The sequence below is a fragment of the Acetobacter sp. DmW_136 genome, from assembly GCF_008690365.1.
Lineage (GTDB): Bacteria > Pseudomonadota > Alphaproteobacteria > Acetobacterales > Acetobacteraceae > Acetobacter > Acetobacter oryzifermentans.
The window spans coordinates 1-25,828 of record NZ_VHON01000037.1 but is presented as its reverse complement, the minus strand read 5'-3'; the positions used below and the strand labels follow the sequence as shown (position 1 = coordinate 25,828).

24 protein-coding genes are annotated in these 25,828 nt (G+C 56.6%); 15 read left to right on the top strand and 9 right to left on the bottom strand.

What is annotated here, in order from left to right; translation table 11 throughout:
* Nucleotides 1–38: 38 nt before the first annotated feature.
* Nucleotides 39–962, bottom strand: coding sequence for a LysR family transcriptional regulator (locus tag FKW31_RS12150; protein ID WP_150178657.1), 924 nt, complete (start codon nt 960–962; stop codon nt 39–41).
* A gap of 158 nt (nt 963–1,120) precedes the next feature.
* Here FKW31_RS12150 and FKW31_RS12145 point away from each other — a divergent pair, with 158 nt between their 5' ends.
* The 3 genes from FKW31_RS12145 to FKW31_RS12135 all read left to right on the top strand — a co-directional run bounded on the left by FKW31_RS12145 (nt 1,121) and on the right by FKW31_RS12135 (nt 5,000).
* Nucleotides 1,121–1,894, top strand: a complete 774-nt coding sequence (locus FKW31_RS12145; RefSeq protein ID WP_150178656.1) for an SDR family oxidoreductase — start codon at nt 1,121–1,123, stop codon at nt 1,892–1,894.
* A gap of 217 nt (nt 1,895–2,111) precedes the next feature.
* Nucleotides 2,112–4,358, top strand: a complete 2,247-nt coding sequence (locus tag FKW31_RS12140; protein ID WP_035351025.1) for a TonB-dependent receptor — start codon at nt 2,112–2,114, stop codon at nt 4,356–4,358.
* Between the two features lie 129 nt (nt 4,359–4,487).
* On the top strand, nt 4,488–5,000 hold the full coding sequence (locus FKW31_RS12135; protein ID WP_035351023.1) for a hypothetical protein: 513 nt from the start codon (nt 4,488–4,490) through the stop codon (nt 4,998–5,000).
* 103 nt (nt 5,001–5,103) lie between these two features.
* Here FKW31_RS12135 and FKW31_RS12130 read toward each other — a convergent pair whose 3' ends face one another.
* Nucleotides 5,104–5,640: a DUF1269 domain-containing protein gene (locus FKW31_RS12130; RefSeq protein ID WP_150178655.1), complete on the bottom strand. Its 537-nt coding sequence runs from the start codon at nt 5,638–5,640 to the stop codon at nt 5,104–5,106.
* Between the two features lie 380 nt (nt 5,641–6,020).
* Here FKW31_RS12130 and FKW31_RS12125 point away from each other — a divergent pair, with 380 nt between their 5' ends.
* From FKW31_RS12125 to FKW31_RS12115, 3 genes are all read left to right on the top strand, one after another.
* Nucleotides 6,021–6,488, top strand: a complete 468-nt coding sequence (locus FKW31_RS12125) for a hypothetical protein (RefSeq protein ID WP_006116971.1) — start codon at nt 6,021–6,023, stop codon at nt 6,486–6,488.
* Between the two features lie 195 nt (nt 6,489–6,683).
* A complete protein-coding gene (locus FKW31_RS12120; protein ID WP_006116970.1) occupies nt 6,684–7,103 on the top strand; it encodes a hypothetical protein in 420 nt (139 codons plus the stop codon).
* Nucleotides 7,104–7,245: 142 nt separating this feature from the next.
* Nucleotides 7,246–8,694: a hypothetical protein gene (locus FKW31_RS12115; protein ID WP_150178654.1), complete on the top strand. Its 1,449-nt coding sequence runs from the start codon at nt 7,246–7,248 to the stop codon at nt 8,692–8,694.
* 3 nt (nt 8,695–8,697) lie between these two features.
* On the opposite strand, the gene FKW31_RS12110 is transcribed toward FKW31_RS12115, so the two are convergent.
* Together FKW31_RS12110 and FKW31_RS12105 are read right to left on the bottom strand one after the other, a co-directional pair.
* Nucleotides 8,698–9,300 carry a histidine phosphatase family protein gene (locus FKW31_RS12110; protein ID WP_089178577.1) on the bottom strand — a complete coding sequence of 201 codons (603 nt, stop codon included), beginning with the start codon at nt 9,298–9,300 and terminating at the stop codon, nt 8,698–8,700.
* An 11-nt stretch (nt 9,301–9,311) separates the two neighbouring features.
* Nucleotides 9,312–10,244 carry a ribose-phosphate pyrophosphokinase gene (locus FKW31_RS12105; protein ID WP_035362377.1) on the bottom strand — a complete coding sequence of 311 codons (933 nt, stop codon included), beginning with the start codon at nt 10,242–10,244 and terminating at the stop codon, nt 9,312–9,314.
* 122 nt (nt 10,245–10,366) lie between these two features.
* On the opposite strand from FKW31_RS12105, the gene FKW31_RS12100 reads away from it, so the two are divergent.
* From FKW31_RS12100 to FKW31_RS12075, 6 genes are all read left to right on the top strand, one after another.
* Nucleotides 10,367–11,398, top strand: coding sequence for an ABC transporter permease (locus FKW31_RS12100; protein ID WP_150178743.1), 1,032 nt, complete (start codon nt 10,367–10,369; stop codon nt 11,396–11,398).
* A gap of 5 nt (nt 11,399–11,403) precedes the next feature.
* Complete coding sequence (locus tag FKW31_RS12095) at nt 11,404–12,210, top strand: ABC transporter ATP-binding protein (RefSeq protein ID WP_039891909.1); 807 nt, start codon at nt 11,404–11,406, stop codon at nt 12,208–12,210.
* 146 nt (nt 12,211–12,356) lie between these two features.
* Nucleotides 12,357–13,853: an MATE family efflux transporter gene (locus FKW31_RS12090; RefSeq protein ID WP_150178653.1), complete on the top strand. Its 1,497-nt coding sequence runs from the start codon at nt 12,357–12,359 to the stop codon at nt 13,851–13,853.
* The gene (locus FKW31_RS12085; RefSeq protein ID WP_003625103.1) at nt 13,846–14,055 is read left to right on the top strand and encodes a hypothetical protein; all 210 of its coding nucleotides are present in this window, start codon (nt 13,846–13,848) and stop codon (nt 14,053–14,055) included. Before FKW31_RS12090 ends, FKW31_RS12085 begins: the two co-directional genes overlap by 8 nt.
* Nucleotides 14,056–14,068: 13 nt before the next feature.
* Complete coding sequence (locus FKW31_RS12080; RefSeq protein ID WP_006116961.1) at nt 14,069–14,647, top strand: YqaA family protein; 579 nt, start codon at nt 14,069–14,071, stop codon at nt 14,645–14,647.
* A gap of 134 nt (nt 14,648–14,781) precedes the next feature.
* Entirely contained in the window at nt 14,782–15,789 is a 1,008-nt protein-coding gene (locus FKW31_RS12075) for an SDR family oxidoreductase (RefSeq protein ID WP_063353535.1), read from the top strand.
* A gap of 89 nt (nt 15,790–15,878) precedes the next feature.
* Here FKW31_RS12075 and FKW31_RS12070 read toward each other — a convergent pair whose 3' ends face one another.
* From FKW31_RS12070 to FKW31_RS12060, 3 genes are all read right to left on the bottom strand, one after another.
* Nucleotides 15,879–16,274 (bottom strand): hypothetical protein, encoded by a 396-nt coding sequence (locus FKW31_RS12070; protein WP_006116959.1) that lies wholly within the window; start codon nt 16,272–16,274, stop codon nt 15,879–15,881.
* Nucleotides 16,275–16,364: 90 nt separating this feature from the next.
* Nucleotides 16,365–17,270 (bottom strand): 4-(cytidine 5'-diphospho)-2-C-methyl-D-erythritol kinase, encoded by a 906-nt coding sequence (locus tag FKW31_RS12065; RefSeq protein WP_006116958.1) that lies wholly within the window; start codon nt 17,268–17,270, stop codon nt 16,365–16,367.
* Complete coding sequence (locus tag FKW31_RS12060) at nt 17,267–19,129, bottom strand: tetratricopeptide repeat protein (RefSeq protein WP_150178652.1); 1,863 nt, start codon at nt 19,127–19,129, stop codon at nt 17,267–17,269. The genes FKW31_RS12065 and FKW31_RS12060 overlap by 4 nt, the downstream gene beginning before the upstream one ends.
* 156 nt (nt 19,130–19,285) lie before the next feature.
* On the opposite strand from FKW31_RS12060, the gene FKW31_RS12055 reads away from it, so the two are divergent.
* Both FKW31_RS12055 and FKW31_RS12050 read left to right on the top strand, forming a co-directional pair.
* Complete coding sequence (locus tag FKW31_RS12055; RefSeq protein WP_006116956.1) at nt 19,286–20,140, top strand: uracil-DNA glycosylase family protein; 855 nt, start codon at nt 19,286–19,288, stop codon at nt 20,138–20,140.
* A gap of 224 nt (nt 20,141–20,364) precedes the next feature.
* Complete coding sequence (locus FKW31_RS12050; protein WP_150178651.1) at nt 20,365–22,326, top strand: lytic transglycosylase domain-containing protein; 1,962 nt, start codon at nt 20,365–20,367, stop codon at nt 22,324–22,326.
* Nucleotides 22,327–22,470: 144 nt separating this feature from the next.
* Here the strand turns inward: FKW31_RS12050 and FKW31_RS12045 are convergent, their stop codons facing one another.
* Nucleotides 22,471–23,853 (bottom strand): hemolysin family protein, encoded by a 1,383-nt coding sequence (locus FKW31_RS12045; RefSeq protein ID WP_006116954.1) that lies wholly within the window; start codon nt 23,851–23,853, stop codon nt 22,471–22,473.
* Nucleotides 23,854–24,013: 160 nt separating this feature from the next.
* On the bottom strand, nt 24,014–25,225 hold the full coding sequence (gene hpnH, locus FKW31_RS12040) for an adenosyl-hopene transferase HpnH (protein ID WP_006116953.1): 1,212 nt from the start codon (nt 25,223–25,225) through the stop codon (nt 24,014–24,016).
* Nucleotides 25,226–25,648: 423 nt separating this feature from the next.
* On the opposite strand from hpnH, the gene FKW31_RS12025 reads away from it, so the two are divergent.
* On the top strand, nt 25,649–25,828 hold a 180-nt coding region (locus FKW31_RS12025; protein ID WP_150178650.1), incomplete at its 3' end, for a 1-deoxy-D-xylulose-5-phosphate synthase N-terminal domain-containing protein.

The following is a 25,828-nucleotide window of genomic DNA, read 5'->3' as shown; positions in this document are numbered from 1 at the left end:
CGTTTATGCAACGGGCATTATGCACATACACGCCACCTTTACGGAGCGGCGGAAACAGGGCGTAAAACCTGCTGGCGCACCAGTTCCTCCAGCCATGCGGCAAACACCTGCACCCGCATGGAAAGATGCCGCCGGTGTGGGTAAAGCAACGCCATAGGCAAAGGGGCCGCACACCATTTGGGCAGCACTTTTACCAACTGGCCGGTATGCAGGTAAGAGCGCACATCGTACGCGGGTATCTGAATCATCCCCAACCCAGCCAGCGCACAGGCTATAAGGGCTTCTGCACTGTTTACTGTTACACGGCCCGGCATATCCAGCGTGTGGGTTTGGCCGTTTTCTTCCCACTCCCATTGTTCCACGCGGCCATTCTGGGGGGAGGCATAATTTACGGCCTCGTGCCCATGCAGCAGGTCTGCCGGGCATTGGGGTGCGCCGTGCTGATGCAGATATGCCGGGCTGGCCACGTTTATCAGCTTTAACTCCCCCATACGGCGGGCAATCAGGCCGGAATCCTGCAAAGGGCCCACGCGCAGCACACAATCCAACCCTTCTTCCACCAGATTAACGGCCTTGTCCGTTACCCCCAGTTCCACCGAAAGGCCGGGATATGTTGCCAGAAAATCGGGCAATGCCGGAGCCACTATCAGCCGCCCAATGCGGCCGGGCATGTTAACGCGCAATACGCCTTGCACGGCACTTTCGCTCTGGCGGAACAGATTTTCTGCTTCCTCCACATCCGCCACAAGGCGCAGGCAGTGTTCGTAAAACGCGGCGCCATCTGGCGTGGGGGCAACTGAGCGGGTTGTGCGCGTTAACAGACGTGCACCCACACGGCTTTCAAGCTGTTGCACTGCGGCAGACACACTAGAGCGCGGCATGCCCAAGGTTTCTGCCGCATGGGTAAAACTGGCGGCCTCCACCACACGGGCAAAAATACGAAAAAGATCTATTCTATCCATACACGTTAGCCTTGTGGTGGCTGCCTTATTGTTCGGTAAATCTGGCAAGTGTTGTCAGAACATACAGCTTTATCCGGCTATTGTAGCTGATACGATGACAATAGAAAAACGGGGGCCACCATCCATCGCCCCCTCAATCATGCAAGGGAGCAGCCAACATGGTAGATCACAGCATTAAAGGCAAAACTGTTCTAATAGCCGGTGGGGCCAAAAATCTGGGCGGGCTGATTGCGCGGGATCTGGCGGAACACGGCGCAAAAGCCATTGCCATCCATTACCACAGTGCAGCCAGCAAGGCAGAAGCAGATGCCACGGTGGCTGCGGTAAAAGCCGCAGGCGCACAGGCCGCAGCTTTTCAGGCAGACCTTACGCAGCCAGGTGCTGTTGCCAAACTGTTTGCAGATGCCAAAGCCGCTTTTGGCGCGCCAGATATTGCCATTAACACCGTGGGCAAGGTGCTAAAAAAGCCGATTGCAGATACCACGGATGAAGAATTTGATTCCATGTTCGCCATCAACACCAAGGTGGCGTATCAGTTTATCCGTGAAGCCGGGAACCATCTGGCAGATAACGGTAAGCTGCTCACACTCGTCACATCTCTGCTGGGGGCTTACACACCGTTTTATTCCACCTATGCAGGTTCCAAGGCTGCGGTAGAACACTTTACCCGTGCGGCCTCCAAGGAATATGGCGCGCGTGGCATTTCTGTTAACGCCATTGGCCCCGGCCCCATGGATACACCGTTCTTTTACGGGCAGGAAAGTGCAGATGCCGTGGCTTACCACAAAACGGCAGCAGCGCTTTCTCCCTTCAGCAAAACGGGCCTGACAGATATTGAAGATATTGCCCCGTATGTGCGCTTTATTGTTTCTGAAGGCTGGTGGATGACGGGCCAGACCATTCTGGTAAACGGCGGTTACACCACAAAATAACATCTGCCTTGTGCCCGTAGGCACAACGGTATGCGCAAGGAGGCCACGTGTTGCATGTGGCCTCTTTTTTTATGCCTTGCTCTGTGCGCAAAGCTGTTGCGCGCGTGCAACAGCCCACAGAAAGCTGCACGCACACGGCTCATTCCTATTGTAATGTTATACTATTACATAATACATGCTGCGCCCTCCGCCACACTCAACCAAGGCAGCACACAGCATGATGGTTCGATCAGCCGCTCTTCTTCTCTGCTCCACTGTTTTAACTGCTCTGGGCAGCAGCATGGCCCTGGCTGAAACCACAACGTCTACAACAGAAACAAAGCAGCAGAAGCCCTCTGAAACAAAACCGCAAAGCGTAAAAGTAATTGCGCATGACAAGAACGATGCCGAACAGGTAATTGTTACCGCGCATCTGGACCGCATGCGTTCAGAGCTTTCGCCCTCCACCGGGGCCACTGTGCACAAGTTCAGCCGGCAGGCGCTGGAAACCATTCCGGGGGCCGATAACGCACCGCTTAACCAAGTGCTTTTGCAAGCCCCCGGCGTAGCGCAGGACAGTTATGGCCAGATCCATGTGCGTGGAGACCATAACGAGGTGCAATTCCGTTTGGATGGCGTGCAATTACCGGAGGGGCTGAGTGTGTTCGGGCAGGCGTTGATGACGCGCTTTGCCGATAACATGTCCCTCACCACCGGTGCGCTGCCCAGCCAGTTTGGGTTTTTGCAGGCGGCTGTGGTGGATATCAACACCAAGAACGGCACCACCAATTCTGGCGGCAATCTCTCACTTTACGGCGGGGCGCGAGATTATTTTTTCCCTTCCCTGCAATATGGTTTTCATAAAGGAAAGTGGGATTTCTTTGCCACGGCAGATTATGTGCATGACCGTACGGGCATTGAAAACACAACGTCATCCTTCAACGCCATTCATGATTTAAGCGAGCAATATCACTTTTTGGGCCACCTGCGTTACACGGCGGATGAAAACACGCGTATCAGCTTTATTGCCGGTGTTTCCAACGCAGAATACCAACTGCCCAACAACCCCGGCCAGCAAACCCAGTTTGCCATGCCTGCCTACTCTGGCAGCAATCTGGCGCAGCAGTTGAACGGCAGCGTGGACAGTGCGCATTTGGATGAGCACCAAAAACAGATTACAGATTTTGCCATTCTGGCATTGCAGAAAGAGATGGGAGACTTCAGCCTACAAAGCTCCGTGTTCTCCCGCTATAGCAGCCTGCGCTATTCTCCCGACTGGCTGGGGGATCTGGTGTATAACGGCATTGCCCAACAAGCCGCGCGCTCTGTTTTTTCCATGGGCACACAGCATGATGTGACATGGCGTGCTGCCAAAGATCACACCGTACGCTTTGGTTTTCAGCTTTTTGTAGAACGCAATACCTCTAAGTCCCTCTCCCGCGTGTTTGCGCAGGATGGTGAGGATGCAGATGGCAACGCCACCTTTGGCACAACCCCGCTCAGCATTTACGATGGCAGCGGTAAAACTGGTACGGTTTACGGCCTATATGCGCAGGATGAATGGCGCCCACTCAGCAACCTGACCATCAATTACGGCCTGCGCTTTGATGGTGTGAGCGAATACACGGCAGAAAAACAGCTTAGCCCACGTATCAACATTGTGTGGAAGCCGTGGAAAGGCGGGGTGATCCATGCCGGATATTCACGCTACTTCACGCCTCCGCCGTTTGAAGTTGTAAGTTCTTCCTCGCTTTACAAATTTGCGGGCACCAGTGCCGCGCCCTCTGTTTACCAGAACAACAAAGTGCGGGCCGAGCGCGACCATTACTTTGATGCCGGTATTGAGCAAACCATTCTGCCGGGCTGGCGTGTCTCGTTCGATGCCTATTACAAGCTGGCTCATAACCTGATTGATGAAGGCCAGTTTGGCGCCCCAATTATCCTAAGTGGCTTTAACTATCGCCGGGGGCAGGTGAATGGGTATGAGGTCAGCACCTCTTACGATCATGGCCCGCTTTCACTCTATGGCAACTTTGCGTGGTCTCGCGCCATTGGTAAGGATATCACCAGCGCACAGTTTAATATGGAACCGGATGATCTGGCCTACATTCAGCACCGCTGGGTTCATCTGGACCACGATCAGCGTTGGACGGCCTCTGCCGGGGCGGCCTATTCCTTCTTCCATAAAACGCGCTTTCCGCTGCGGCTATCTGCCACCATGGTATATGGCAGCGGGCTGCGGGCCGATGGCCTTGTGCCCAACGGGGTGGCCCTTACACCCTACGCCACCGTTAACTTCTCTGCCGTGGAAACCATACACCATACATTCGGCAGCGCATGGCCGGGGGATACGCAGTTCCGCATAGATGTGATCAATCTGGGGGATCACACCTACAAGCTGCGCGATGGCTCCGGCATTGGCGTGGGGGCCCCGCAATATGGGCTGCGCCGCACCATTCTGGGCGGGATTTCCCAAGGTTTTTAACCGTGTTACCGGCTGTGGCGCTGCCCACGCGCCACAGCCCCCACACTGGCGTGGATTGATTTTACCAGCATTTTGCCCCAGAAAACGGCTCCAATACGAGGATATCCAGCCCGTGGAGGAGCCAGACCAATGGATATGACATGGGGCAACTTTCAGGCCATTGTTCAGCTTTCCGCCGGGTTGAATGTTGCCATTTTAAGTTTTGTGGATATCAGCCTGCCCGCCATTCAGGAACGGCGGAAGGTTTTTGCCAAGGCCCGGCAGGAGCTGGAGATCCACCGCAAAAACCCCCACAAGCGCACAGAAGCCGAAAAGGCAGACCACGCTGAAAACGTGGGAGACATTGACCGCCGCCTGTTTGACCTATGGCGTGAGACCGCCGCCTTTGAACTGGTGGAAGATTCCCTTATGCGGCTTACGGGTGCTTCTGGCTTTATTGGTGCTGTGCTGAGCCTGATTTTGCTGTGGTATTCCGCCCTGCATTATGATGAGAAAATCTATCTGACAGGCCAGTTGCTCACTGCGGCCTCGTTCCTCTCATTGGCAGCGGCATTTATTATCAACTGGATTACCGCCACACGGGCCGCAAAATATACCCAGCGCTGCAACACCCTGCGGCAAGAAATGGGCAAACGGCTGTGAACTTTTTTCGTTCTGTGCGTTAAAATACTAAAAAACCCCCGGTGTGCTTCTGCCACCGGGGGTTTTTTATGCACACAGTGCAGGCTGATACCTAAAAGATGGCTCAGGCCTTGGCTTCCGCCGCAGCAACCTGACCCAAGGCAGCCTTGAGTTTTTCTTCTGCTTCTGGGGAAAGAGAGGTTTGCAGGATACGGGCATGGCCCTTGAACTGGCTAAGATCGGCCAGAACCTTTTCCGGCTGAGACTTACGCACAAGAATAAACAGAGCAGAGGTGTTGGGCGGGATGGTATCGCTTAACTGTTTGATGAAGCCATCATCAATCCCGTAATCAGAAAACTTGCCAGACAGCGCGCCAGCACCGGCCCCTACGGCACTCCCGATCAGGAAGCCAGCCAGCGGGTTCAGGCACAAAAGGCCCACCAGCGCACCCCAGAAACCACCAGAAAGCAGGCCCCAGGAAGCCCCAGCTTTTTCAAGGTTTACGCTCTGGTGCAGGTGTACCTTACCCTGTGCATCCCGCGTAACAACTACGGCATCTTCCAGATCCAGCAGGTATTCCTTCTGCAAGGCGCGACATTCTGTCAGCACCTTGGTGGCATCATCAACGTGGTCAAAACCCAGAACAATCAGATCAGACATTCAAATCGGCTCCCTGCTTTACATCTTTACGCCATCTGGCCCGCACAGCGGCAAACGGCATGTACGTTCAGTATGTATTCGATCTTGGATATAGGAAGCCCAGCACACACATGCCAGTAGGCAAGATTGCGCAGGTGTAAGAAAAATACAGAAAGAGCATTATAGAGTATTCGTATAAGAAGCCTGAATAACCATGCGCACCCCTGCCAATACAGGCATAGCATCCATACACTCACATCCATGTGATAATGTGGACTATTATTGTCCGATTAGATCACGAAACTTCACAAATCATGCAGGATTTTTGATAACAAACCAATATTTTCTGCATAACAGACCGGCAACCAAGGCTCTTGCCGCATATCCGGGCCGGTTCGATAGTGAGCCCCATCAAACTTGTTCACAAAGGAGGTTCACCCATGAACACACTGCGCAAAGCGGCCCTTGCTGCCGTATGTGGCCTGGCTTTGGCTGCCGGGGTTGCACCTGCCCATGCTGCCAATGTTGGCGTGGCTTCTGTGCCAGAAGCACCAGTTGGCCCCGGCCCCACGGTAGATAACGCATCTGTCGGCAACATTGCCGGGCTGATGTACTACTGTTACGCCCACAACATTGATGATGATACAACGGTGCGCTCTCTCGGTCGCTCCCTTGCAAAACGCAGCGATGTGAAAAACGATGCCGCATACCCCGCTGGCGGTGCAGGACAACTGATGGTTGGCCCCGGCCAGATGATTGACCTGAACACGGTGGATGACAAAGACATCCGCACCGCAACCTGCGCCCACGCCGCCCAGCGTGGTATCCAGCTGGATGATGGCACCTTTATGCTGCCATTGCAGGACTAATACAGAAAAAGGCGGTTACTCCCGCCCGGCATTGCCGCACCACATGGCTTAAGGCCGCTGGCTGTGGCAGATGCTCTGTTTGTAAAAAACCGCCCTTGGTTCAGGGGCGGTTTTTATTTTTTCGGCACATGGAAACTCTCTTAACCTGCGCGCCGTTGGCAGTATGCACCCCTTTTGTAAATACGGGAGGTTTTCATGACATTCCTGAACTCCGTTTCCAACGCCATTTCGAGCGTGGGAGATTTTGTAACAGCCGCGTGGTTTAACAAATCCGGCCTGTTAAGCGCTTTAAACGAAGTTCTTGGCCCTGTTCCCACGCCGGATCAGCCCAGCAAGCTGGAACAGCGGGCAGAAGCCATGGGCATGCTTTCCACCATCCGCCGTTGGCAGACCGCCCCCCACAGCCCACCAGCATCTGAGGCAGAAGTGCGCGGCTTTTTCCTACAGGAAGAACTGGACTGGTTTTCTGAACAGACAGGGCTTTCCGATACCGCAACCATGCACATTATCCGCAGGCTTCTGCCCCGTTGCGTGCGCCTGCGTGCCCTGCATGATCCGGCCCTGTTCCCGCAAAGAAGCCGCATTTCCCCGCAGGAACACACGTCTGCCGTATGATGTATTCAACACCGATAAAATAAGCATGGCGGAAACGCCAACTGGCTGTTCTGCCATGCTTTTTAGAAAATTATTTAACTTATTCACCCTTTACTTCCTTTTCCCTGCATGAATATCCAGACCTTCAAGCAGGAGAAGGATAATGTCTGATCTACAAAATATTTTAAGAAATAAGATATTCGTTTTTATTATTTCTTTATGCAGTATTTTTTATATTTTTTCTTATCTGATACTGCCTTTTTCCACGGCTGATACAACATTTTACGCACTTATTGGCCGCGGCATGCTGCAAGAGCATATGCTACCGTACCAATATGTGTTCGATCACAAACCTGTAGGCGTTTATGTGCTTTACGGCGTGTGGGATGCACTTACTGCCCCGTTGCCTGTTGGCAAATTTACGGTTCTGGCTCTCCTTTCCCTTGCCGCATTTGCGGCTATGGCACGCAGTATCTGGCACACACGCTGGTTATGGGTTTTTGCTGCGCTGGTGTTGCTGGGTGCGCCGTTTGAACTGCTGGCCGGAAACACAGAAACACTTCTGATAACAACAGAACTGGCTGTTATCTGGCTTACCCGCAAAGGCACATTTGCAACCACACAGCAGACAAACCGCGCCCTGCTGCTTATGGCTGCTGGGGCTACGTTTGGCCTTACGGTTAACATCAACTATCTGGAAGGCATTTGCCTGTTTTTGCCTGTGTGCTTCCTGTTGCTGACAAACACACGCCCTCTTTTCAACGTGGTTTTGTTTGCCCTTGGCACATGCGGTGGATTGGTGGTTTTATTCTCGCCTTATCTGGTGCAGGGGCACCATGCGCTGGCAGATTACTTTACCCTGCAACATACTTTTTTACATTCTTACAGCGCCAAGCTTTCAAAACGCATCAAGGCTGTTCTGCTGCTTGCAGCTTATCTGGCGGTTTTTTCGCCCATTCTCATCAAATGGTTCGGGCAGAAATCCATCCTTAAAACAGCCCCTACACCAGATACCACGCTGCTTACGCTGTGGTTTGTATCTTCTGTGCCTGCGGTTCTTCTTTCCGGGCATCCGTTCAGCCATTATTCCGGGCTGTGGTTTGCTCCTGTTAGCATCATGCTGGTGCTATTGGCACAACAGAAAGGGGCCTTGCCAATAGGTGCACTGGCACCCGCCTGTGCACTTACGCTTTTTTCCGGCGGGCAGGAAATACAGGTAAACCTGACGCTGCACCAAAATTTAGAAAAAATAGATTACGCCAAAGTTGCCAATATGGCTGCCGGGCAAAAGGTACTGAATATTCGTGCCCATCACGCCCATTATTACATGGCAAACCTGATAAGCGCAGACCGTTACCTGTTTCGGGATCACATAGACATCATTTTTAAAAAACAGACCACACAGCATTATCTGGATGATCTGGCACAGCGCCCTGCTTTTGTTATGCTGCCTTATGCCGGGTGCCAGACTGGCGCCATAGAACAGCCTGTATGTGCTGTTTTACAAAGCCATTATCAGCAGGTGTATGCCGTGCGCACAGCACATAAAAAGACGCGCCACAAAATAGACGCGTCTGATCTTTCGTTCGAACTCTACAAAATCCGGAACTAACGCTTACGCGTCTGCCAGCTCCTGCAACTTCCAACGGTTCTCTGCTTCTGGCTCCAAGCTAAGCGGAATAGCGTTGGGCAGGCGCACATTGGCGGGCAGAAACATGGCCGCGCGCAAAGCACGAAACAGCGCCCCATGTGCCACAATCAGGGGCCGACCGGGGGCCTGTGTGGCGCGGTTTACGGCATCTGCGGCACGTTGTTTTAGGGCAGCAAATGTTTCTGCCCCCGGTGGCGTGTATTCACCGGCAATCCAGCTATCATACCAATCCCCAATCGGCTGGCCTTCCTGCTCACCAAAGCAGACTTCCTCCAGCCCCGCATCCACATCCAGCGGCAAAGCTGGCAGGCCGTGGGTAACAAGGGCATCTCGCACAATCGTAGCTGTACGCAAAGCACGCTCCAGCGGAGAGCACACAATGCGCGTAACCCCATTTTGCCCTGCTGCACGCAAGGCAACCTCAAGCAGCTTTCCCGCCGCCACGGCTTGGTCAATGCCGGTTTCATTCAAGGGCACATCCGTGCGCCCCTGAGAAAGGCCAGCCCGGTTCCAGTCTGTCTGGCCGTGGCGCAAATACCAGTATGGGCGGGGGAGAAGCGTGCTCATGGGGCCTCGGATCAATCGAACAGGGAGGAAACGGAGCTTTCATCCGCCACAGCATGAATGGCGCGCGCCAACAGACCAGAAATGGTGATCTGGCGGATATTGCGCGCAGCCATAACCTGCTCCGTAGCGCGAATGCTGTCTGTTAGCGTCAGCATTTCGATAGGCGAATCGGCAACGCGTTCCACGGCCTGCCCTGTCAGCACACCGTGGGTGACGTATGCACCCACAGATGCGGCGCCTTGGTTGGCAATGGCACGGGCTGCGTTGCACAATGAGCCACCGCTATCCACAATATCGTCCACCAGCAGGCAATGGCGGCCACGCACGTCCCCAATTACGTTCATCACTTCGGAAACGCCTGCGCGTTCACGCCGCTTGTCAATAATGGCCAGATCCGTGTTCAGGCGCTGGGCCAACTGGCGGGCACGCACCACACCCCCCACATCGGGGGAGACAATCATCAGATCGCGGTCCCCATAGTGGGAGCGGATATCGCGCACAAACAGCGGTGCGGCGTACAAGTTGTCCACCGGAATATCAAAGAAACCCTGAATTTGCATGGCGTGCAGATCCAGTGTCAGCACACGGCTGGCACCGGCTTCCACCAGCAGATTCGCCACCAGCTTGGCGCTGATAGGCGTGCGCGGGCCGGATTTACGATCCTGCCGGGCATAACCAAAATAGGGCATGACAGCGGTAATACGCTTGGCCGAACCACGGCGCAGCGCATCCAGCATAATCAGCAGTTCCATCAGGTTATCATTTGTGGGGGTGCAGGTGCTCTGGATAACGAACACGTCCTCACCACGTACATTTTCGTGGATTTCTACAAACACCTCCATGTCCGCAAAGCGGCGCACGGTGGCGTTGCAGAGGGGGAGGTTCAGCTCCGCGGCAACGGCTTCGGCAAGTGGGAGGTTGCTGTTACAGGCGACGATTTTCATGACAAGGACGGTTCCCGGCCTTAGGTGTGGAACGAAAAAAGGGCTCTCCGGCGGGCCGGGTGTAGCAACCACGGGGCCTGTTGTCATCTCTGCGGAGTGTTTTCCTGCCAATCGTTGCGCAAATGGCGCGCTCCCCTAGGGCTGCACGGGCTTATATGGCAGGCCATAGTGGCAGCATAAAAAGCAAGCCAACCTTGCACAAACAGGCTGGGTTCTCTATCGCGTTAAACACCATGAACAGCACGCCCACCTTGCCGGATACGCAGGAAGAACGCGCCGCAAAAAAACAGCCCCCTCTTTCGGCTGCGCCGCAGCACGCCCCCCAGCCAGAGGGCCAACCCGTGCTGCATTTGGTGCCAGAACGGGGTTTTTCCTACTTTGTGCATGCCGCCCAAGATTTTGCGCGCGGCTTCCGCCATGCCCGGCTGGGGCTTACGCTGGCTTGGCTGGATATTCGGCTGCGGTATCGTGGCTCCATTCTGGGGCCGTTCTGGCTTACGGCCACCACGGCCATTATGGTAGCGGCCATGGGCGTGCTGTATGCGTATCTGCTCAACACAGATGTGCACACCTACCTGCCCTTCCTTACCCTTTCCTTGGTGTTATGGGGCTTTGTAGGCGGCACCATGCAGGAAGGGTGTGGCACTTTTACAGGGGCCGCGCGGCTTATCCATGCTGCCCGCATGCCGTATTCCCTGCATGTGCTGCGCGTGGCGGTGCGCAACATTCTGGTATTTGCGCATAACGTACCCGTAGTGGCCGGGGTGTTCTTGTGGTTTCACGTTGCACCCAAATGGACATGGACTCTGCTGCCCGCCACAGGCCTGTGGTTGGTGGACTGCTTTTTTGCCGTGCTGCTGCTGGGTATTCTGGGCGCGCGGTTTAGGGATGTGCCCCCCATTATCGCCAGCCTGACGCAGGTGATGTTCTTTGTAACACCCATTTTGTGGTCTCCGCAGTTGATGACAACCGGGCAGGCCTGGCTGCTGCTAGACCCCTTCTTTCCGTTAATTGAAATTTTGCGCGCGCCCTTTACCGGGGATATCATGCAAACCGCCGTATGGCCTGCGGCCCTTGGGTGGTCTGCCGTGCTGATTGTTGCAACCTTCTGCCTGTTCGCCCGCATGCGCACACGGCTGGCATACTGGGTGTAAAGCGCATGACGGATATTGCGGTTGAAAACCTGCAAATCACCTTTCCGCTGTATCATGGCAATGCCCGCAGCTTGCGCAAATCGCTCAGCAAAACACTGGGCCGTACGCTCAACACCCGCTTCATGCACGATAACCGAGACCGCGTGGTGGTGCAGGCGCTTAAAGGTGTAAGCTTTACCCTGCAACCGGGGGACAGGCTGGGCCTTGTAGGTGGCAACGGGGCGGGCAAAACCACGCTGTTGCGCGCGCTGGCCGGTATTTATGAACCCGTAGGCGGCAGTGTTACGGTGCGCGGCAGCATTGGCACACTGCTAGACCCCGAACTGGGCATGAACATGGACCTAACCGGGCGGGAGAACATTCGCCTGCGCGGCATGTTCTCTGGCCTCAGCAAGGAGCAGACCGCGCAGGTTGAGGTCGATGTAGAAAACTTTGCCAGCCTTGGCGCTTTTATGGACCTGCCCGTAAACACCTACAGTTCGGGCATGATGGTGCGCCTTTCCTTTGGCTTGGCCACGGCTATCATGCCCGATGTGTTGCTGATGGATGAATGGTTTATGGCGGGGGATGCCTCCTTCCGTAACCGTGCCCGTGCCCGGCTTGAAAACCTTGTCTCCCGTGCCGATATTCTGGTGCTCTCCAGCCATATGGCGGATGTAATGGCCGATTGGTGCAACCGCCTGATCTGGCTGGATCAGGGGCAGGTACGTATGGATGGCCCCACAGAGCAGGTGCTGGAAGCGTATTTAGGCCGCCCGCTGGAACGCAAGGCAGACGCAGAAAAGCCCGAAGAAACGCCGCCTACCCTCTAAACGCGGTTCTTGCAGCCCGTTATTCGGGCTTGCACGCCTTTCAGGGCAGATGTTCCGTGTTCTCCCTGTTCGCATGGGGCACAAGTCATGACATACTCAACCCCCATCTCGGCCCGCGCACACAGCACAGCCCACACGGAGCATGAATGAACCGGCCCTCCCCGCCTAGCGGACGCCACAAGGCCTGCTTTACCACCGGCAGCATCATGCGCCACGTGCTGGTTATGGCTGGCACCGGGGCCATTGGCCTTATGGCAGTGTTTGCGGTGGATATGCTCAATATGGTGTATATCAGCCACTTGGGTAACACCGCCCTTACGGCTGCCATTGGCTTTGCCGGGGCCGTTATTGGCTTGCAGATTGCTGTTTCCATCGGGCTAACCATTGGCATAAGTGCCGCCACCGCGCGTGAGATTGGCGCAGGCCGTGCGGATGAGGCACGCGGCATTGCCTCCTCCGCCCTTACTGTCATGATCGGGCTGGCAATGGTGCTGGGTATCGGCACCATGATTTTTGCCCACCCCATTCTGCTGCTGTTTGGCGCGCAGGGTGAGGCCTTGGCCAACGCCACCACATTCCTGCGCACCGTTAGCCCCGCTTTACCCCTTATTTGTGCGGGTATGGGGGCTTCCTCCCTTATGCGCGTGGTGGGGGATGCCAAGGGCTCCATGCACATTACGTTGCTGGGGGCCGTAGTTGCTGCGGTGCTGGACCCTCTGTTTATTTTTGGGCTGCATGAAGGGCTTATGGGGGCGGCTATCAGCACAGTGCTTTCACGCGCGGTGGTGGCAACAGTGGGCCTGCGCGGCGCATTGCGGCACGATATGCTGGCCATGCCACAAGCCCACCGAATTGTGCCCGATACCAAACGCGTGGCCACAGTGGCTTTTCCGGCCATTCTTACCAATCTGGCCACGCCTGTTGGGGGTGTGTACGTTACGCAGGCCATGGCGCACTTTGGGTTGGCCGCTGTTGCAGGGCAGGCCTCTATCGAGCGTACGGTGCCTGTGCTGTTTGCGCTGGTTTTTGCACTTACCGGATCTGTTGGCCCTATTATGGGCCAGAACCTTGGCGCCGGGCAGTGCGACCGTGTGCGAGAAACCCTGCGTGCAGCCCTCAAGCTGGTGATTCTGAGCGTTGGGGCCACATGGTTGCTCCTGTTTTGTGCGCAAAACGGCGTTGTGGCCATGTATGATGCGCAAGGCGATGCCGCGGCCCTTATCCATATGTTCTGCACATGGACAATCGGCAGTTATCTGTTTGTGGGCATGCTGTTTGTAGCGAATGCCGCCTTTAACAACCTTGGTTTTCCGCTGTATTCCACCGCCTTTAACTGGGGGCGGGCCACGCTGGGCACCATTCCGTTTGTAATGATGGGCGCACGCTTTGGCCCGCTTGGCGTGCAAGCCGGGCAAGCGCTGGGGGCGATAGTGTTTGGCTCTTTTGCAGTCTTGACGGCGTTCCGTGTGACACAAACATTAGAAGTCTCTCCCGCACAGCATCCTCTGGCAGCGGGAGTGCGGAGCAGCACACCGGTTTCCGATGTTCCCACCACCAGCGCAGAAGCTGCCATGGCGGAACTGGACGAACTGGAAAGTGCCTCTGAACTGTGTGAGGAAGACAGGAAGACCAACCATGTCTAAGCTGACAACTGAAGAACGCAACGCCCTGCCCGATGATGCCTTTGCCCTGCCCGGCCGCCGCTACCCCATTCCCGATGCCACCCATGCGCGTGATGCGCTGGCACGGGCCAGCGAAATGCTGCACCGGGGGAACCTGACGCAGGAAGAATATGATACCATCCACGCCAAGGCGGAGGATGTTCTGCGCCGCGAACGAATGTAGTATTTAAACCCATATGCTAAACCGCCTGTATGCCCGCGTTTTGCGGCACGCCGCCAGCCCCTACGCGCCTTTATGGCTGGCGGCGCTGGCTTTTGCAGAAGCCAGCTTTTTCCCCCTTCCGCCAGAAACGCTACTGGTGCCCATGGTGTTGGCACATAGGCAAAAGGCATGGGTTTATGCCGCCATCTGCACGGTAGCCAGTGTGGCCGGTGGCCTGCTGGGCTGGCTGATTGGGGCGGCATTGCTGGATACGATAGCCCGCCCGATTGTGCATTTTTACCATGCCGAGGCCACGCTGCTGACCTTGCAGGAAAAATTCCGCCAATGGGGTGTGTGGATTATTCTGCTTAAGGGGCTAACGCCTATCCCCTACAAGTTTGTAACCATTGCCAGCGGCATGGCGCATTTTGCCATTTTGCCTTTTATGCTGGCCAGCCTTGTAACGCGCGGTGTGCGGTTTATGCTGGTGGCGGGCCTTTTGTGGCGCTTTGGGGCCCCTATTCAGGATTTTCTGGAAAAACGCCTGCCGCTGGTGGCCGGGGCATTTGCCATCGTGTTTTTAGGCGGCATTATTGCGCTGAAATATCTGTAAGTCTGGCCCTTGCATAAAAGCCCACGCGGGGCAGAACCCCTGCCCTGTGGCTTGTGCCCTGCCCGATTGCAGCGCAAAATGGTAGCCAGATTTTAAACATCTTGCTTGAGTGATAACCGGGAGAAAAAACGCGGATGCCAACCCAGATAGCTGTGATTACAGGCGCAGGCGCCGGTATTGGCCGCGCGGCGGCACGTGCGCTGGGCCGCGCCGGGTTTGATATTGCCCTGCTGGGCCGCAATGAAGACCGGCTGAAAGAAACAGCAGAAAATCTGGCCAAACATTCTGTGCGGTCATTGGTCATTCCGCTGGATGTTTCAGACGCCAAAGCCGTGCAGGATGCGGCAGAGCGTATTGAAACAGAACTTGGCCCCATTTCAGTTTGGGCCAACTGCGCCGGGGCCACGGTTGTTGGGCAGGTTTCCACTCTTTCTGCCGATGATATCCGCCGGGCCACAGAGGTAACCTATCTGGGCAGCGTAAACGGCACATTGGCCGCACTTGGCGTTATGCGTCGGCGCGGGCAAGGGGCTATTATCAATCTGGATCTGGCCCCCAATTTACGCGGCATGCCGCTTCAGGCAGCAGAAAACGGGGCACGTTCTGCCCTGCGCGGTTTTTGTGAAAGCCTGCGCCCAGAGCTGCGGCACGATGCCGATAATATTCGCGTGGTGATGGTGGATTTGCCCGCCATCAACACCCCCCATTATGGCTGGACACGCAACCTTACGGGCAAGCGCTTAAAACCCGTTGGCCCGGTGTATGAACCCGAAGTAGCGGCAGAAGCCATTTGCCGTGCCGCCTTTAGCACCAGCCGCTCTATCTCCATTGGCGCCACCAACAGCTTTGCCGCCCTGTGGCACATGATTGCCCCCGGCTGCCGTGAAGCCCGCTTGGCAGAGAAAGGCTATAAGGCCCAGATGGAGCATGATTGGGCAGAAGGCCCGCAGCCGGATGATTTATACAAATCCGTGCCCGGTTCCTTTGGGGCGCAAGGCCCGTTTAATGAGCACTCCCGCAGGGTGGACAGCCCGCTAACCTTTTTTGTTTCCAGCAGCTTGCGGGCAAGCATTTTTGGTGCGCTTACGGCCATGAGCCTTACCGCCCTGATGGCGCATATTCGTAACTGCCGGAAATCCTGAACGCCTGCTTTCTGCCCCGTGTGGTTTTTCTGCTGCACGGGGCAAACTTTTGCGGCCTTAATGATGCCATCTGAATAAACAGCCAGAAATCAGTTCAAACGCCCGCGTGGTTTAATAGGCTGCTGGCGCATTTGCTGGTGCATGTGCAAACCATGCATCAGGCGGTCTGCATCTGCTGGTGGCAGCACAAGCCCTACCGGGCCAAAGGCCGGGTGCTGAAAAGCCAGAACAGAGCCATCCGTGCTGGCTTCGGGTTGAAGCGCCCATTTGGTGCGCGTAACAGGTGTAAAAGTAGCGCCTTCTATGGGCGGCAGTTCCTTACCTTCCAGCATTGTTTCCCGGCACTGGCCCAAAACCTGAATCAGCCGGGTGATGTCTTCTACCGAAAGCGCAATATCTACCGCAGGCTGATCTTCCTGCTCTAGCACCTTAAGATGTACTTCTGTGTGGTCTGCTGAAAGAGACAGATCAAGCTTGGAAGACATATAACCTCCTACCCTCGGTTACCCCAAAACAGGCTTGCGCCCTTTCGGCTCACCAAAAAACTTTACGCTGATATGGTGTGGCAAAGCCTCTTAAACCAGAGCACCACCCCACACCCACCATGCGGCGTGTGCATCTGCCAACCTGTCTGCCGCTTCTCGCGCGGCTTCTACGGTAGGGAACACACCAAAACACGTGGCGCCAGAACCGCTCATGCGGGCCAACTGGCATTCTGGTTGCATGGCAATATCGGCCAACACCCGCTTAACGGGCGGGCATACATTGCATGCCGGAGCTTCCAGACTGTTTTCCTGCGCCTTTAAGGTTTCCACCATAGCAGCACTATTGGGCCAGCTTTGCGGCAAAGCAGCCCTAGGCACAAAATCGCCGGTTCTTTTGCGGAACACATCCGGGGTGGAAACAGCCTGCCCGCAATTTACCAACACAAGGCCACACTCTGGCAAACGCGGCGCGGGGGTAAGGGTTTCCCCAATACCTTCCATCCGCACGGTCTGGCTTAGCAGGCATACGGGCACATCCGCCCCCAATGTTTCCGCTACACGGAACAGGGTTGGTTCACCCACCTGCGCGTTCCATGCCCGGTTTAGCAGGCGTAGGGCCGCGGCGGCATCTGCCGAACCCCCACCAATGCCAGAGGCCACGGGCAGGTTTTTTTCCAGCACAAGGCAGCCACCCTGCACATTGGCATCTGGCCCGGCCAGATCACGCAGCACTGCGGCGGCTTTCATAACCAGATTATCGGCCCCAGCGGCATCTGCCCCAAGGGCGCGGCCAAAGCGGCCTTCCAGCTTGAGATGCAGAGGTTCAGAACCCGGCTCATAACGCAGCACATCCCCAGCGCCAGCAAACACCACAAGGCTATCCAGCAAGTGGTATCCATCTGGCCTGCGGCCAGTAACATGCAAATACAGATTGATTTTTGCTGGTGCGATTTCTGTTAGGGTTGTGGTTGCAACATCCAGAACATCAACTGTCATGGCGTGTGTGTTCCTTTATCCTGCGGCGCAACTTTAGCGGGCGCGGCCTGATCTGCTTTTTTTACATCCGGCTCTACACCTGCACGCTTGAGCGCAGCACGTATCAATACTTCATCCGACGGAATAGGGTGCAGCCCCAAAGCCACGTTCCACTGATCTATGGCTTCGGTCTTGCGGCCCTGCCGCCAGTAAACCTCGCCCAAATGATAATTCACTTCCGGGTCTTCTGGTGTTTTTTCTGCGGCTTTTTCTAAAAGATCCAGCGCCTCGTTCAGGTCTCCACGCTCTGCGCGCACCCAGCCGAGGCTGTCTGTAATAGCGGCATCATCGGGGGAAAGCTGGTGCGCCTTGCGCAAAAGTTTTTCGGCTTCGGGCAGGTTTTCATGCCGCTCCACCATAGAATACCCCAGAAAATTCAGCAGCATGGATTCGTCTGGCGCGTAAGCCAGTGCGGCGCGGGCATCATCCCGCGCGTGGGGCCAATCCCCCATTTCGTGGTACACCATGGCGCGCAGGAAAAGCAGCGTCCAATCCACATCTTTTTGGGCTGTGGCAAGGTCTATGGCTTTGGTATAGGCGGCAATTGCGCCTTTCCAGTCCTTCTGCTGCACCAGCGCATTGCCCAAGGCACGCTGAAGCAGAATCTGATCTGGCAACTGGGCCACAAGCGGGCGCAACAGGTTTACCGCCTCGGTGGCCTGATCGGGCGTGGAATCCAGCACCGCCAGCCGCAGCCGCGCCACGGGGGACATGGGATCAGACTGCGGCACGCGCAGCAATGTTTCACGCGCAGCAGCCCCGTGGTCTTCATCAATCTGGATTTCGGCCAGCATCAGACGGGCTTCAGCCAATGTGGGGTCCATCGCCAAGGCAAAGCCCAGCATCAGGCGTGCGGCCTCGTTAAACTGGTAGAGGTTGGCATCATTCCCCACCATGCCGCCTGTGGCTGCGGCCTGTTGGGCTTGCTCCCGCCCCTGTTGGCGCAGCAAAAACGCCGTAAGAATGTAAGCCCGCGCAATACCTCCGCGCGCCGATGTGACCGGGAAGTGCGAAATGGTGGCCTGAAGCTGCGGGCCAGCCAGCAACAGAACTGGATCATCCCCTTCCAGCTTGCGCAGCTCGGCGCGGGCTTTTTCTTTCTGCCCGTGCTCCCACAACCATGCGGCGTAGGAACGGGTAAGCAGCAGATCACCCCCCGGCATGATCTTGCGCGTTGCATCAAAAAGCTGGCCTGCGCGGTCTGTCTGGCCTGCTACCTGCGCAATCAGGGCGGCGTGCAGCGTGTAAAACGGCACCAGAACAGATTTTTGAATATGGGTCAGGCTTTCCACCGCCGCATCCGCATGGCCTTGGGCCTGTTCACACCATGCCAGCAATAGCGGCATAATAAGATGTGTCAGCGGGTCTGTGCGTGCTTGGTGGTAATAGGTCAGCGCCTCGCCCCACTCACCGCGCGCAGCGGCATCGTTCCCCAACACCAAAGCGGAGATGACGCTTTGCGCGCCGGGCAGCTTATCCAACTTGTGGGCCAGCGGCACCGCATCGGCATCCCCCGCCATAACACTGCGCACAAAAGCCTGCTTCAACAGGTCCATATTCTGTGGGTCTGCGGCTGCGGCCTGGCGGAAAGAGCGTGCGGCCTGAAGGTCATCCCCCCTGCGAACGGCAATGACGGCGCTTAGAAACGCCCCCGAATCGACATGCCCGACAGGCGCATGCATAAGCGCAGTATCTGCTTTGGGTTCGGCCCCTTTAAGGGCTGCGCCAGATGTATCGGGCTGGGCCGCATACAGCGGAGAAGCCAGCACAGTGGCGGAAAGCAGCATGAAAACCGTAGGCAGAAGGCGACAAAACAGCATAAGAACCCTATCTACAGGATACGGTGGCAACCGGGCAGGCCGCCCACGGATGCCCCACCCCTTCTGGCAGAGCGGAAAGGAACGACATGAACGACTGGTTTTGTCTAACGCGCCCGCGCCAAACCACCAAACCGTCCGCTTTATGATACGGTTTATATGATGGAAGCTGCTCTGTCTCTCCTGCGCCTTTATACGGAATGGGGCGTGGATGTTGCTGTAACCGATGCTGCGGTCGATCATCGGCACGCCGGGGCCGGGCTTGTGTTGCCTCCGCTACGGGGCAAAACGCCCCAGCAGGCGCCACCGTACACACCGCCGCAGCTCGGAACGGGCAGAACACCGGCACCTGCCACCACTGCGCAACGCCCCCCACAGCAGCAGCCTGGCCCCACCAGCTTTGCAGATACAGTGGAACAGGCGCAGCGCCTTGCCGCCGCCGCCACTACGCCAGAAGAGCTGTTTCAGGCGATGGATTCCTTCATGGCATGCCCTTTGCGCGGCGCTGCCATGCACACCCTTATGCCCGCCGGACCACACCACGCCCCGTTAATGCTGATTGGGGAAGCCCCGGATGAGGATGAAGATAGAAGCGGGCAGGTTTTTGCGGGCCTATGTGGCACCCTGCTGGATACCATGCTGGCCCCACTGCCTTTGGAACGCAGCCAACTGGCCCTTGCTACGGCCCTGCCGTGGCGACCAGCCGGGGGCACCGCGCCAACAGAGATGGATCAGCGCATCTGCCGCCCCTTTCTGGAACGCGCCATAACGTTATTTGCCCCCCAGCGCCTGTTGCTATGCGGGCGGCTGCCTGCCCGGATGCTGCTCGGCAAAACAACGGATCTGCCCCGCCGCAACTGGCAGGAGATTACCTTGCCGGGGTTGCCTGCGTTGCCGGTTATGGTCATGCGCCATCCGCTTCAACTTCGGGCCAGCCCCGCTGCACGGCGTGAAATATGGGCAACACTGATGACGGTGATGGATACCCTGCGCCAAGACAGCCAAAGCATGTAATCAGCACACGCATGTAAGCGTAAGCGCTGCGCCAGATGTTACAGAATATGTCAGCAAGAAATACGTTGCATAAACCGTGGGAATACCTGCGCAAATCATAGAAATTCTTCCAGCTTGACCAGCGATTCACCACAGGGAATGCAACAATTTTTGAAGAACCTTTCCCTTTTCTTACAGACAGGAAACTTGCCTTTTAGGCTGGAAGGGCCTAGACCCCGCCAGCCATGCGAGCGATAGGTCAAATTCCTCATCAGATCGCGGCAAAAGCCATTCTGGCTGGTGCCGCCCTTTTGGCCAGCGCTTCCGTCGTTGTGACGAGAGCCCATGCCAAGCCCCCGGAAGCCGGGCCAGAACCGTACAGCGAAGAGCTGGCTATGGTTCTGCCACGCCAGGCTTTCCCCGAAGGTGATGATGTTACACTCCCCAAACCTCTTCCCCCGGAAGTTGCCACTCAGGTGCGCGCTATTTTGCGCCTGCAACAGCAGGGGGCGTTCACGGAAGCCATTAGCAGCACCACGCATCTCACAGATTCCACCCTGTTGGGTGAGCTACAGGCAGACCGTTACCTAAACCCGAATTACCACCCCAACGCGACCGAGCTGCGGAACTGGCTGAAACAATACACCAGCTATGCCGATGCTCCGGCCATATGGGCGCGCCTTGCCGCGTTGCCTGAACGGGGTGGCCCGTTACCCCCTGCCCCACCGGCAGACCACTTAGCCCCGGCCCACGCCGCCCTTGCGGCTGGCCCACTGGCGCAGGAATTCACCCGTAACCCCCTGCTAGACCGCACCTTGCGCGAACGCACCACATGGGGGCTAAAGGGCGTGCACAGTGCATTGCACCTTATCAGCATTACACCGGGCATGACGCCCGCTTACGCGGCCCAGCTTCAAGCGGAAACCGCACAGGCCATGCTGGTTTCGGGTGAAACGGATATGGCGCTGGATATTGGCCGCACGGCTGTACATCTTTCCCGCGAGCGCAATCCACTGGCCAGCTACATTACAGGGCTGGCCCTGTGGCAGAAGCAAGCCTACGCAGAAGCCATTCCGTTTTTTGAAAAAGCCTCCCACGCCCCGCGCGCCATGCCGGAAATGCGGGCCGCCTGCGCCTTTTGGGCCGCACGTGGGCACGGAAAAACCGGCAATGCCCATGCTCAGCATGTGTGGCTCCAACACGCGGCAGCTTTCCCGCGTAGTTTCTATGGGCTTCTGGCCTATCGGATGTTGCAGCCAGCCCCGGCAGACCATGCGGCCTCTAACGCCCATACACACGCTATTGGCTTTAAACCGCTAGAAAACAACCCCGTTCCGGATAACAGTGCGTCCTCCGCTCCGGTGCTAACGGAAATTGATATCGAAGCCGTTGGCAGTTCCGAAGTAGGCCGCCGCGTGTTTGCCCTGCTGCAAGTTGGTGAGCCGGAAATGGCAGAAAACGCCATCCGCCGCGCATGGCCAGACCTGCGAGACGTGACACTGGCGCGGGCCTTCCAGCTTGTGGCGCAAACAGCCGGGCTGCATGATCTGGCTACAGAAATGGCCGATGCCCTGAACACCCATGCCGCCACGGCGCAGAATGCAGAGGATACACCCCTGCCCCAGCTGCGCCCCCGGCACGGCTTTACCATGGACCCTGCCCTTGTTTACGCACTGGCCCGTGTGGAATCGAACTTCGACCCACGTGCTGTTTCCGGCGCAGGGGCACATGGCCTGATGCAGATCCGCCCCCTTACGGCTGATTTTGTCACCAGCGAGTCCCCCACCAATCTGAACCACCATTTTGTGCATTCCGCCGAAGCCCTGCATGACCCCAGCATCAATCTGGAAATCGGGCAGCGCTATGTGCAGTATCTGGCGGGGCTAACGCGCCAGAGCAACCACACAGAGGCACGTGGTGGAGATATTATCCGCCTGCTTGCCAGCTATAACGCAGGGCCTTCCGCCCTTGCGCATTGGGAAAGTTCCACCGGCCCTGCAGCTAATGATCCGCTGCTGTTTATGGAGCTGCTGCCCAACACAGAAACGCGGGATTACGTGCACCACACCCTTGCTTACCTGTGGATGTATGCCGCCAAGATGAAGCTGCCGACACCTTCTCTTACAGCCTTGGCCCAAAGCACATGGCCAGACTTTGAGGATGAAAAAGCACTGGCGCATACGCTCAACACCCGCACCCTTCATTAAGGCTCTGCGGTGCAGGTTTAGAGGGCTTATCGCATACAAAAAGGGGCGCAGCTTTAACCGGCTGCGCCCCTTTTTTATAACCTATGGCAAGGCTGCATGAGAGCCCCTTGGGGCAGGCCAAATACCTGCCCGCGTGGTGGCCTCTCAGTTTTCCGCCAGAGGCTGCCTGCTGGCCCGCACGCGGGAAACACGACGGCCCTCCATTTCCAGCACCTCAAACAGCCATCCCTCGTAAGCCACCTTATCCCCCACTGCTGGCACACGGCGCAGAAGGGCCAGAATAAGGCCGCCCAGCGTGTGGTAGCTGCCTTCTTCCGGCAGGGTTTTGATGGCCAGTTGGTCTTTCACTTCATCGGCGGATTCCGTGCCATCCAGCATCAGCACCGCATCTGGGGCCGGTTCTGTGTTCAGGCGCGTGAGTTTTTGAGGCTCGTGCGAAGTTTCCCCCACAATGGCATCAAACAAATCAGACGCCGTAACAATGCCTTCAAACGCCCCGTATTCATCAAACACGAAGGCCATGCCCAGTGGAATACTGCGCATGCGCTCCAGCATATCCAGCGCGGAAATACTATCTGGCACCACCACCATTGGGCGCAAACCTGCCTCTATAGAGGCAGGCATGCCGTCTAGAACGCGGTCCAGCATATCCTTGGCCAGAACCACACCCACGGGGTTATCCACCCCACCCTCGCACACCACAAGGCGGGCATAGGTGGTTTGCTTGAGTGCCTGCACCAGTGCCTCGCGCCCGGCATGGCGGTCTATCCATACCAGCTCATTTCTGGGAGTCATGATGGCACGCACGGGCCTGTCTGCAAGGCGCAGCAGACGTTCGATCATGGTGCGTTCTTCATGCTCCAGCACGCCCAAGCGCGCGCCTTCTGCAATGTAGGCTTTCAGTTCTTCTTCCGTCAGCGTCTGGTTTACGGCATCTGCCGCACCCATCAGGCGCAGAACCACGTTGGAAGACTGGCGCAGCAACCACACCACCGGGCGGGTGGCATTGGCCAGAACCTCCAGCGGTGCAGCCAGACGGGCGGCCACTTTTTCTGGTTCGCGCAGGGCCAGTTGCTTGGGTACAAGCTCACCCAGCACCAGCATAATGGCCGTAATCAGCACCACCACCACAATCATGGAAAGCTGCGGGGCAATAGGTTTAATGGCCGGAATACGCTCCAGCATGGGGGTAAGGTGCGCTTCTATCTGCACCCCACCAAATGTGCCTTCCAGAATGGAAACAAGTGTCATGCCCACTTGCACTGTGGGCAAGAAGATTTGCGGGTCTTCCGCCAGCCGCATGGCCCGCTCGGCCCCGCGTACGCCTTGTTCCTGCAACATGACCAGCCGGGGGATACGCACGGAAATAAGTGCAAGTTCCCCCATGGCAAACACGGCGTTCAGCAACACCAAAAAGAAAATGACAAGAATGGAAAGTGCCATGAAAAACGATATGCCCTCTGTGTAGGGTACCCGCGTGGCGGGTTTCTGGCGGGCAGAATAGGGGATGATTTCCCCCAAAGCCACAGCTAGGCCATACAGGAAAGCGTATTGCCTTATGCGGCGGCAGTATGTCTGCCTTCCGGATAAAGCGGACCAATTCGGTATGTTTTAGGCGTTCAGCACAAAAAAAGAGCGGCCCCTTGCGGGAACCGCTCCTTTTCAAAACCCGATTCGGAAGGCCCGATCAGTCTGCCGCAGTGGCTTCTACTGCTGGCTTTGCTGCCGGAGCATCGTTTGCGCCTTCGGCTGTGCGAATCACCTTCACACGTGGGGCCTTGGCAGGCTTGCGTGCGGCAATGGCGTCCATCTGTTCTTCCACCTGTTTGGAGAAGACGTACTGGGCCGGGCGCTGGTTTGCCAGCGAGATTTCTGGGGCCATTGGTTTTTCTGTTTCGGGGCCAAACAGCGCCACTTTGGCAATGTGCCAAGGGCGACGCACGGCATCCATCACAGCGGTGGATTCGTAACCGGAATGCACCATGCAATCAGCGCATTTTTCGTAGTTACCGGTGCCGTAATCATCCCACTTCGTGTCATCCATCAGCTCACGGAAGGACTTGGCATAGCCTTCACCCAGCAGATAGCACGGGCGCTGCCAGCCAAACACGTTACGCAGCGGCTTGCCCCACGGCGTGCAGTGGTACTGCTCGTTCCCCGCCAGGAAGTTCAGGAACAGCGGAGACTGCGTAAACCGCCATTTGTGGCCTTTGCCCAAACGGAAGATATCGCGGAAAAGCTGCTTGGTTTTCTGGCGGTTCAGGAAGTGTTCCTGATCTGGTGCGCGTTCGTAGGCATAACCCGGTGCGGTCATGATTCCGTCCACACCCATTGCCATCACTTCATCAAAGAAACTGGCAACACGCTGCGGATCTGCGCCATCAAACAGGGTGCAGTTGATGGAAACGCGGAAGCCGCGCTCCTTGGCTTTTTTAATGGCTGCCACGGCACGTTCATACACCCCATCCTGGCAGACGGAGGAATCGTGCATGGTTTTGTCACCATCCAGATGCACATCCCAAGAGAAGAAGGGGGATGGTTCATATTCATCCATCTTCTTTTCAAGCAGCAGGGCATTTGTGCACAGGTAAACGTATTTTTTACGCGCAATCAGACCGCGAATAATCTGCGGCATTTCCTTGTGCAGCAGCGGTTCACCACCGGCCACAGCCACAACTGGCGCGCCTGCCTCGGCATCTGCATCCATGCATTCCTGCACGGTCATGCGCTGGTTGAGAATGGCAGCCGGGTAGTCGATCTTCCCGCAACCTGCGCATGCCAGATTGCAACGGAAAAGCGGCTCAAGCATCAGCACAAGCGGATAGCGCTTCCGCTTCTTGAGATGCTGTGTGACGACATATTTGCCGACCCTGACGGCCTGCATTATCGGTACGGCCATAAACCCCCGCTCCGGCGCATCACTTACGCCCGTATCGTGACTGGAAAGAACTTGTTCAGTTCAGTGTGTAACAAGAAACGCGGCCGTGCTACCCGCGGCAAGTATTTCCGCCCTGAGCCATCAGGTGGTCAGACAGCATACTGAATACACGCGTTACGCGGCCACGCATGAAAGAAGATATTGGCCTGCATATATGTTGTGTGGTTTGTCAAGCTCAAGTGTTTTCACACTCCTGTTGCAAAAAGGCCACAATCACCAGCTTGTTTTGTTTCAATACTTGCGTTCTTGCGTGAAACATTAAACCACATGCCATCGGATCGCGATGTCTGTCGGCATGCAAACGCGGCGTAAGACACACTTCGGGTTGCGTCATCCGCCCAGGTACCAGACAGCAGCCCGCAACAAAAAGATGGAAACGATCGCATGGACAGTTCTCAGGACAAGAGCGCGCCTTCACCGATTCCGACGTTAGGGCGTTTTCCTGCGCTGGACCGGGTTGAGTATCCGGCGGATCTGCGCAATCTCTCGGTTGAGCAGCTTAAGCAGGTTGCGGATGAACTGCGGGCCGAAACGGTGGACGCGGTTTCCACCACGGGGGGGCAC